This window comes from Streptomyces sp. NPDC026500, assembly GCF_055567635.1.
This window is the reverse complement of the sequence record NZ_JBVHQB010000051.1, coordinates 18,772-28,332: the sequence shown is the minus strand read 5'-3', so window position 1 is coordinate 28,332 and position 9,561 is coordinate 18,772. Positions and strand designations below refer to the sequence as shown.

The following is a 9,561-nucleotide window of genomic DNA, read 5'->3' as shown; positions in this document are numbered from 1 at the left end:
ACGGTCATGTCGGTTTCGAGGAGGCCTACGAGGGTGTGGGCCATGGCGGTGGCGATCTCGAAGGCCGGGGTCTCACGCCGCGCCAGCGCCACGAGTGCGGCGCCCGACATGGCACAGGCCTCCGCCTGGACGGCACGGGCGAGATCGGACTTGGCCGCGAAGTGGAAGAACAGGGCGCCCTTGGTGACCTGCGCGCGCTCACTGATCGTGGACAGGGTGGCGCGTTCGTAACCGGCCTGGTCGAACACGGTCGAGGCGGCCCGGATCAGGTTGTGCCTGGTTCGCTCGGACCTCTCCTGCTTCACCACGACGCGACCACCCGGACGCTCCTTGTCGTTCGGCTGCTGTTTGTCCTGCCGCAAGCGACGCTAGGAACCTGCTTTTGGATCTGTCAACGGGGCCTGGTCGCGCAGATCATCTTCACGCCATGGTGGTAATTCCCCTGCCGGAAGAGACAGTTGGAGGGAAGGGAGAGGCGGAGGAGGGGCATGGGGAGTTTTGCGCTCGGTGGCTCCGGCGTTCCTCTCAGCTCAGCTGGACACGGCCGAAGCGGTCCGCGATGTGCAGGTCCGCCTTGATGCGGGTCGCCGTCGCGTGGAGTTCGGGCAGTACGTCACTGACGCACGCCTCGGCGGTACGGCGACTGCTGTGCATGGCGACGTTCACCGCGGCCACGGCCCGTCCGCCCCGGTCGCGCACCGGGACCGCGATGGACCGCAGGCCCTGCTCCAACTCCTCCTCGACCATGGCGTATCCGGCCTTGCGCACCCGGTCCAGTTCGGCCCTGAACCGCTCCGGGTCCGTGATGGTCAACGGGGTCAACGGGTGCAACCGCTCGGGCATGCCGCCGTCCAGTACCTCCATCGCGCGGTCCTCCGGAAGATCGGCCAGGATCACTCGCCCCAGAGAGGTGGCGTACGCGGGCAGCCGGGTGCCGACGGTGACGTTGACGCTCATGATGCGGCGGGTGGAGACCCGCGCGGTGTACTGGATCTCGTCGCCGGTCAGCACCGCGAGCGACACCGAGTCGTGCAGCCGCTGGGAGAGTTCGGTCAGATGCGGGGCCGCGATCTCGGGGAGCGAGGTCCGTGAGAGTGGCGGGAAGCCGAGGCCCAGGACGCGCGGGGTGAGCCGGAAGACGCGGTCGTGCGTGGTCACGTATCCGAGGTGTTCCAGCGTGATCAGGGCGCGGCGGGCGGTCGCGCGGGCGAGTCCGGTCGCCTGCGCGACCGCGGTGAGGGTCAGTTCGGCCCGGCCCTCACCGAACGCGGTGATCACGGTCAGCCCGCGGGCCAGCGACTCGATGAACTCCCGCCCCAGTTCCTGCTTGGAGGCGCTGGTCCAGTCGGCCAGCCCGGAGGGGGTGGTGACGTTCCCGCCCGTCCCCGTGTCGACCCGCCCGTTGCTCTCCGTGAGCGGCGCCTTCCGTTCCGGTGTGGGCTCCCGGTCCAGGACCAACGTGCGTTCCATCTCGGCCACAGCCGTCCGCAGGCGCGGCAGCAGTGCGTCCCGCAGGTCGGCTGCGCTGTGCCGGCTCGTGTGGCTCACCACGTTCACCACGCAGGCGATCCGCCCCGCCTCCCGTACGGGCATCGAGACGGCGACAAGACCCGGTTCGATCAGCTGGTCGTCCAACGCCCAGCCCGTCCGGCCCGCTTCGGCCGCCCGTTGCTCGAAGTCATCTCCGACGGTGGGGAGTTGGGCGGCCGGAAGTGCCGCGGCGTCCGCTCCACCCTCGTACGGTCTGCTCCGTGCCGGCACGGCGGGAAAGCCGCGGTCCTCCGGATCGGCCGCGCGGCGCTCGCGCCAGCGTGTCCACTCCTCCTCGCTCCACGCGGAGGCGAACAGGGGGCCCGGCGCGGTGCGTTCGGCGGGGAGCAGGTCGCCGATGCGGAAGCTCAGGGACATCGCGCGGCGCCGGGTCGCCTGATGGATGAAGCGGACGCCGTCCCGGTCGCCGACGGCGAGGGACACCGACTCGTCGAGTTCGTCGGCGAGGGCGTCGGCGTGCGCGCCCAGGAGGCGGGGAAGCCGCAGAGCGGCGAGGTAGGCGTTGCCGAGTTCCATCAGACGGGGGGCCAGTACGGCGTCCCGGCCGTCGAGGCGTACGTATCCCATGCGTGCGAGGGTCGCCGTGATCCGGTCGACGGTGGACCGCGCGAGCCCGGTGGCCCGTTCGAGTCCGCTCAGACTGGACACCCCGTCCGCCTCGGTCAGCCGCCGCAGTACGGCGATCCCGCGAATGAGCGGCGTGACCGCCTCATCGGGCACCTCGGCCCCGGCAGCCCCGGCAGCCCCGGGCCCGGAGGCGGACGCCCCCGACCCGTTGCCCGTCCGGGACCCGGTGGCCGACGCTCCGTTGCCCGGCCCCGCGGCCGGCCCGGCGTTCGATGACGTGCCCCGCGATGACGTGCCGCTCGATGACGTGCCGCTCGATGACGTGCCGTTCGGGGGTGTGACGTTCGACGGCGTGGGGCTCGATGGCATGGGCTCTCCGATGCGGCTCTCAGAAGAGTCACCGTGTGGCGGATCTCAGAAGAGCCACGGTAGTGCTTGCCCGGCCGCCGAAGCAGGTCGGCCGCTTCCGGGTACGGGCGCCGGTCCGCCGCGCGCCCCCGCACGTTCGGTTGACCGTCCGGCCTTCCTTCCGACTGTCCTTCCGGCTGTCCGTCCGGCTTCCGACGCGGCTGTCCGCGCGGACGCCCGGCGGCTCGTCCGGCGTTCAGCGGCGCGTCACGTACACCCGATACTTCCCCGCGGCGTCCGGCGACGCGACCTGGACGGTGAGCCCCGCCTTCGTGTCCTTGAAGGTCTCACCGGGAGAGAAGGGCGCGTCGGAGAGTTCGGCCTGGACGTTGGGAGAACGGGTACAGCCGCCGCTGTCGCGGTGGGAGTCGAACACCGTGACGGGTCCGTTCCCCGTGTCCACGTCCGCGTCGACCTTGTAGACGAGGATGCCGGGACGGCAGACCGCGGAGTCGTTGCCCCCGTGGACGCGCAGTTCGAGGACGTACCCGCTCCGGGTGCTGGTGGGTATGACGACCAGCTTGGCGCCGCCGCGTACGGCCAGCGGGGTCAGCCTGTACTCGCTGGTGCCGCGCGCGGCCGCACAGCTGACCTGGGAGGAGTCGAGCCAGCCGAGCTTCCACTTGTGCCAGCCCAGGAGGTCGTTGTCGGCCCCCCAGTCCTCGCTCATGATGTCCCAGTGCCCGACCGCGCCGCCGCCGTCCTGGGTGTAGAGGTCGGGCAGTCCGAAGGTGTGGCCGTTCTCGTGCGGCAGTACGCGGTAGCCGGTGTCGGCGTAGGAGCCCGAGCCGTCGTCCTGGCGGCTGTAGACGAAGGACGCGTTGGCGACCGGGACGCCGTCGGCGACCGGCGCCTCGGTGTTGCCGGCGAAGGTCACGGACAGCACGGTGTCCAGCGCGGAGGGCCCGGCATTCGGTGTGACCAGCACGTTCAGGATGTCGTACGAGCGGAAGTCGACCTCGGGATCGGCCGCGGCCACGAGGTCCTGGACCAGTTCGCGGTACCCGGGATCGAAGGGCGCGCCGCGTTCTATGCCGTACGCCCTGAACGGCTTGGGCATGCGCAGCCAGTGCCGGACGGGGGCTTCGGGGCGGTAGTCGAGGCGGCCGTAGGAGGCGGTGCGGAACCATTCCTGCGTCTTCGGGAAGAACTCGTCGTACCGGTCGAGAGCGCTGCCCTTGCCGGGCGCGTCGGAGAAGTCGACCATCAGGGTCAGGGCCCGGAGGGTGCCGGTGGAGCGGGCGTACCCGGGTGCCGTCGGGATGCCTTCCCCCATCTGGACGTCGGAGGGGCCGTTGATCATGCAGGGGCCGAGCGCCGTGGACCGGGCCAGCGCGGTGGAGCCCGCCGTGGCGGAACCGACCGTCAGGTGTCCGGTTCCGGCGGAGGTGCTGACGGCCAGCGTCAGAACGGTCACCGTGACGAGCGCGGCCACACGGCGCGGGCGTATCCGGTGGCTGGACGGCTGCATGCGGGGGCCCTTCGCTCCACGGCAGCCACCGGTCTCGGACTGCGCCTTTTCGATCACCCTGAGTCGCCGACGCGCCGGGCGCGCGCTGGATGGGCCCGATCGGGTTCATCTCCGGGAGGGCCTGAAACGGCTTTCGCGGGGAGGGCACGGCAGGGTTGCGGGAGCTCCGCGATTCCGGATGGGAGGCCGGATGGGGGCCGGATCGGAGGCCGGATGGGAGCCGGGTGACGGCCTGGCGGGCGGCCGGGTGGGAGACGAGGGGGAGGCCTAGTGGGAGCCGGGGAAGACCGGGGGCGGTCGGGCGGAATCCCGGGTCGAGGCCGACCGGCCCGACCGTCCGGAGAGGCGCGGGCCGACTGTCCGGAGAGGTGCGGGCCGACTGTCCGGAGAGGTGCGGGCCGACCGTCCGGAGAAGCGCGGGCCGACCGTCCGACCGCTCCAGGCGAGGATGTGATGCAGGTCACATATTTCTCTTCCGGGCCGGGAAATAACCGGGGATCGTTTCCCCGTTTAGTCATACGTCCGAGCGAAACGGGGAGCCAATCCCCGGATCGCACTCAAGCTCCGAGATGCTTCGAGGAGTACGCCGTGGAGACCGCAACCCCCGTGCAGCGTCGAGTGGCCCGGCCGCGTGCCGATGCCCTGCGCAACCGGGAGCGGATCGTCGTCGCCGCCCGCGAGATGTTCGTCGAGTTCGGCGCCGAGGTGCCGTTCGACGAGATCGCCCGCCGGGCAGGTGTCGGCAACGCCACGCTGTACCGCAACTTCCCCGACCGCGACGCCCTCGCCCGCGAGGTCGTGTGCTCGGTGATGGACCGCACCTCGGAGTGGGTCGAGGAGGCGCTCGCCGCAGGCGGTGACGCCTTCGAGTCCCTGAGTGGCTTCGTGCACTTCGCCGCCGACGAGCGGATCGGCGCCCTGTGCCCGATGCTCTCCGAGAACTTCGACCAGAACCATCCCGACCTGGTCGCCGCGCGCGACCGGATCACCGACCTGCTCCAGCAGCTGATGGCCCGCGCCCGCGAGGCCGGACAGCTGCGCCCCGACGTCGAGTTGGGCGATCTGATGATTGCTGTCAGCCAGCTCACCAGGCCGTTGCCGGGCACCGCGTGCCAGGGCATCGACCGCTTCGTGCACCGTCATCTGCAGCTGCTCCTGGACGGTATGCGGGCCCCGGCCCGCTCCGAACTGCCCGGAGTGGCCGCCAACCTGGAGGAACTGCGACGAGCGTGACCGACGCGTCAGGTGCCGTGACCGACAGGCCGACGGCGGCTCGACCGCCCGACGACCGCTCGGGCGACCGCTCGACCGATGGCCGGCACCTCGGCCGACCGATGGACCGACAGGTTGAGTGACCGGTCGATCAGGGACCGATGAGCCCGGCACCGACCGCCGGTCAGAACTCGTAACCCGTGCTCGTACTCGACAACCACCCATAGCCCGTACAACTCGTACTCATCACGCGCGAGGCGCGCTCGTCATCAGGGACGAGTCGTGCCGAGCCGCTGCCGGCCGTCACCGTCGACGAGCCGTCCCCTTTCACTGACTTTTTCGCTACGAAGTCCCGGAGTGGGTACCCCCATGTCTGAAACAGGAACGTCCAAAGCAGTCCCGGACCCAGCGTCCGACGCGCACAGCAACCGCTGGAAGGCGCTCGTCTTCATCGCGCTCGCCCAGCTGATGGTGGTGCTCGACGCCACGATCGTGAACATCGCGCTGCCCTCCGCCCAGCAGGACCTGGGTATTTCGGACGGCAACCGGCAGTGGGTCGTCACGGCCTATGCCCTCGCCTTCGGCGGTCTGCTCCTCTTCGGCGGCCGTATCGCCGACCTGTGGGGCCGCAAGCGGGCGTTCGTCGTGGGCCTGGTCGGCTTCGCGGCGGCCTCCGCGCTCGGCGGTGCCGCGCAGAGCGGCGCGATGATGTTCGGCGCCCGTGCCCTGCAGGGTGTGTTCGGCGCGCTGCTGGCGCCCGCCGCCCTCTCGCTGCTCGCCGTGATGTTCACCGACGCCAAGGAGCGCGCCAAGGCGTTCGGCATCTACGGTGCGATCGCCGGTGGCGGTGGCGCCGTCGGCTTCATCCTCGGCGGTGTCCTCACCGAGTACATGAACTGGCGCTGGACCTTCTTCGTCAACATCCCGTTCGCGATCGTCGCGGCCGCGGGTGCGTACTTCGTCATCCGTGAGCCCAAGGGCGGCCGCAACCGTTCGCCGCTCGACATCCCCGGTGTGGTCCTGTCCACGCTCGGTCTGGTCTCCCTCGTCTACGGGTTCACTCGCGCCGCCTCCGACGGCTGGGGCGACTCCGTGACGGTCGGCCTGTTCGTGGCCTCGGCCCTGCTGCTGGCCGCGTTCGTCTTCACCGAGTCCAAGGTCAAGGCCCCGCTGCTGCCCCTGCGTGTCATCACCGAGCGCAACCGCGGCGGCGTCTACCTCTCCCTCGGTCTCGCGATCATCGCGATGTTCGGCACCTTCCTCTTCCTCACGTACTACCTGCAGATCGTGAAGGGCTACTCGCCGATCTCGACCGGCTTCGCCTTCCTGCCGATGATCGCGGGCATGATCACGGGCTCCACGCAGATCGGCGCCCGGCTGATGACCCGGGTCGCGCCGCGACTGCTGATGGGCCCCGGCTTCCTGGTCGCCGCGCTCGGCATGCTGCTCCTGGCGCAGCTGGAGATCGGCTCGTCGTACGCGTCCCTGGTGATGCCGGCGATGCTGCTGCTCGGCCTCGGTATGGGTACGGCGTTCATGCCCGCCATGTCGCTGGCCACGCACGGCATCGAGCCGCGTGACGCCGGTGTCGCCTCGGCGATGGTCAACACCTCGCAGCAGGTCGGCGGTGCGATCGGTACGGCGCTGCTGAACACGATCGCCGCCTCCGCGACCACCGCGTACATCAAGGACCACATGGCGGGCGCCGGCACCAAGGCGCAGCAGCAGCTCGTCCAGGCGGAGGGCATGGTGCACGGCTACAGCAACGCGATCTGGTTCGCCGTCGGCATCCTCGTGGTCGCCGCGGGAATCGCCTTCACCCTGATCAACACCGGCCGTCCGGACGCCTCCATGGTCGTCGGCTCCGGCACGGGCGAAGGCGCGGAGGACGAGCTGAAGGTGCCGGTCGTCGCCCACTGACGGCACTAGCTCACTCCGGGTACTTCGGGTACTTCGCGTACGAACGCGGGGTGGGGACGCCTCGTCCGTACGAGTCCGGGGACTGCCCCGGCTCCCAGAACAGGGAGCCGGGGCAGTCCCTTGTCCGGGCTCCCGGGCACTAGCCGGGGGGCCGACGGCGGGATTCACCTCGGCCACCGCCCCCGACGTCATCGCCGGGGCGAGCGCAAGGGCCCTACCGCAGCCAGGGCAGATCCGCGCCCGCGTCCTTCGGCTGGAGTCCCTCGGCGATGATCCGCATGGCCTCGCCGAAGGCCTTCTGCTGGTCAGGGCCGAGCCGGTCGAACAGGGCCTGGCGTACGGCGGCCACATGGCCCGGCGCGGTGCGCCGCAGCACTTCGTAGCCGTCGTCGGTCAGGACCGCGAACTGCCCCCGCTTGTCGGACGGGCAGTCCTCGCGGCGTACCCAGCCGCTCTTCTCCAGGCGCGCGACGGCATGCGAGAGCCGGGAACGGGTGATCTTCGCGTTCATGGCCAGTTCGGTCATCCGCAGCCGGCGGCGTGGTGCCTCGGCGAGCTGCACGAGCAGGCCGTAGTAGATGTGCGGCATACCCGCGTCGCGCTGGAGCTGGCGGTCGAGGTGGTCCTCCAGGAGGGTCGTGGCGTGCATGTACGCGCGCCAGATGCGCTGTTCCTCGTCGGTGAGCCAGCGCGGCTCTTCAGCGGGAGCGGGTGCCGTGTTCATGTACTCCACTGTACGAGCCTCTTCTTGAAACTTAAACAAACTCGCCGTAGTCTCGACAGAAGAGCTTGAGACTTTAAGCAATTGCTTCAAAGGTCAAGCACCACCGCCGTACGCTGGAAATCTCTGGAGGGAGCCGCCATGTCCGCAGCCACCGAGGAGCGCCCCGCGCCGGAGCGCATGCCCGCCCTCTATCTCAGCCATGGTGCCCCGCCGCTCGCCGACGACCCGGTCTGGCCCGGCCAGCTCGCCGCCTGGTCCGCCGGCCTGCCCCGCCCCAAGGCGATCCTCATGGTCTCCGCCCACTGGGAGGAGGCTCCGCTCGCGCTCGGCGCGATCGAGACGGTCCCTCTCGTGTACGACTTCTGGGGCTTCCCGGAGCACTACTACCAGGTGACGTACGCGGCCCCGGGCGCTCCGCTGCTCGCCGAGTCCGTACGGAAGCTGCTCCGTGCGCCGGGGACGCCGGTGCAGGACATCCCGGACCGCGGACTCGACCACGGCGCGTACGTCCCCCTAGTGGAGATGTTCCCCGAGGCGGACATCCCGGTGCTCCAGATCTCCATGCCGACGCTCGACCCGGTCCGGCTGTTCGAGATCGGCCGGAAGCTGGCGCCGCTGCGTGACGAGGGTGTGCTGATCGTCGGCTCCGGCTTCTTCACCCACAATCTCGCGGCCCTGCGGCACACCGGCGGGGGCGTCCCCACGTGGTCGAGCGAGTTCGACGACTGGGGGCACCGCGCGCTGGAGGCCGGTGACGTGGACGCGCTGCTCGACTTCGAGCGGAAGTCCCCGGCGGGCCCTCTCGCCCACCCGCGCACCGAACACTTCGCCCCGCTCTTCGTGACCATGGGCGCGGCCGACGCCTCCGGCGAGCTCGACGGGCAGCGGTCCGTCATCGACGGATTCTGGCTGGGGATGGCGAAGCGGTCGGTGCAGTTCGGCTGAGCGCCCGGCGTTCCCGATCCGGGGGCCCGAGCGGCACGTGATCTGAACGGCACGTGACCTGAACGGCCAAGTGACCTGAACGGCACCGCCTGGAGGGCGAGTTCTAGCGGGTGAGTTCCTTCTCGTACCAGGCGACGTCCCAGTAGCGGCCGAATTTGCGGCCGACCTCCCGGTAGGTCCCGACGTGCTGGAACCCGAAGCGTTCGTGCAGGCGCACGGACGCTTCGTTGGGTAGCGCGATGCCCGCGTACGCCCGGTGCAGGTCCTCGGTGGCGAGCGCCGCGAAGAGGGCTTCGTAGAGGAGCGTGCCGACGCCGCGGCGGGCGGCGTCCGGGGCGACGTAGACCGTGAGCTCGACCGAGGTCGCGTAGGCGGGCTTCACGCGAAAAGGGCTGGATGTGGCGTACCCAAGAATCGTCTGTGAATCCGTGTCCGTGGCAACCATCAGGCGGTGCGGTCCGTCTTCAGGGTGGGAGAGCAGCCACGGACGACGTTCTTCCGGCGTGAAGGCGTCGGTGTCGAATGTGATGGGCGTCTCACGTACGTAGTGGTTGTAAAGGTCCGTGAGTGCGCCGAGGTCGGCTGCGACCCCCGGCCTGACCTGCACATCTGTACGTTCTGACCGCATCAGCCCTCCCGTGTGGTGCGACAGGGTACTGCATGATCAGAAAAATCAAGGTGCGGGTTGGGAATTCTGTCCTGATTCCAGTCGTTGTTTCCAACAGATGCCGGGCACCCGGGAGGGTGAAACCCGATGTCCAGG

Annotated in this window: 8 protein-coding genes; 3 read left to right on the top strand and 5 right to left on the bottom strand. The window is 70.0% G+C overall.

The genetic code is table 11. The annotated features are described in order from the left end of the window. The 3 genes from ACZ4N5_RS42090 to ACZ4N5_RS42080 form a co-directional block, all read right to left on the bottom strand. Positions 1 to 362, bottom strand: a 362-nt coding sequence (locus tag ACZ4N5_RS42090; RefSeq protein ID WP_467762259.1) for a TetR family transcriptional regulator, incomplete at its 3' end; no start/stop codon positions are given. A gap of 163 nt (positions 363 to 525) precedes the next feature. Beyond that, positions 526 to 2,271, bottom strand: coding sequence for an IclR family transcriptional regulator domain-containing protein (locus ACZ4N5_RS42085; RefSeq protein WP_467762258.1), 1,746 nt, complete (start codon positions 2,269 to 2,271; stop codon positions 526 to 528). Positions 2,272 to 2,722: 451 nt separating this feature from the next. Then, positions 2,723 to 3,997, bottom strand: a complete 1,275-nt coding sequence (locus ACZ4N5_RS42080) for a M6 family metalloprotease domain-containing protein (protein WP_467762257.1) — start codon at positions 3,995 to 3,997, stop codon at positions 2,723 to 2,725. Positions 3,998 to 4,585: 588 nt separating this feature from the next. Between ACZ4N5_RS42080 and ACZ4N5_RS42075 the strand changes: the two genes are divergently transcribed. Together ACZ4N5_RS42075 and ACZ4N5_RS42070 are read left to right on the top strand one after the other, a co-directional pair. Then, entirely contained in the window at positions 4,586 to 5,230 is a 645-nt protein-coding gene (locus tag ACZ4N5_RS42075; RefSeq protein ID WP_467762256.1) for a TetR/AcrR family transcriptional regulator, read from the top strand. A 348-nt stretch (positions 5,231 to 5,578) separates the two neighbouring features. After that, entirely contained in the window at positions 5,579 to 7,129 is a 1,551-nt protein-coding gene (locus tag ACZ4N5_RS42070; RefSeq protein ID WP_467762255.1) for an MFS transporter, read from the top strand. 214 nt (positions 7,130 to 7,343) lie between these two features. Here the strand turns inward: ACZ4N5_RS42070 and ACZ4N5_RS42065 are convergent, their stop codons facing one another. After that, positions 7,344 to 7,853 carry a MarR family winged helix-turn-helix transcriptional regulator gene (locus ACZ4N5_RS42065; RefSeq protein WP_389283618.1) on the bottom strand — a complete coding sequence of 170 codons (510 nt, stop codon included), beginning with the start codon at positions 7,851 to 7,853 and terminating at the stop codon, positions 7,344 to 7,346. Positions 7,854 to 7,991: 138 nt separating this feature from the next. Between ACZ4N5_RS42065 and ACZ4N5_RS42060 the strand changes: the two genes are divergently transcribed. After that, entirely contained in the window at positions 7,992 to 8,798 is an 807-nt protein-coding gene (locus ACZ4N5_RS42060) for a dioxygenase family protein (protein WP_467762254.1), read from the top strand. A gap of 103 nt (positions 8,799 to 8,901) precedes the next feature. Here ACZ4N5_RS42060 and ACZ4N5_RS42055 read toward each other — a convergent pair whose 3' ends face one another. Beyond that, positions 8,902 to 9,426, bottom strand: coding sequence for a GNAT family N-acetyltransferase (locus tag ACZ4N5_RS42055; RefSeq protein ID WP_467762253.1), 525 nt, complete (start codon positions 9,424 to 9,426; stop codon positions 8,902 to 8,904). Positions 9,427 to 9,561 lie beyond the last annotated feature (135 nt).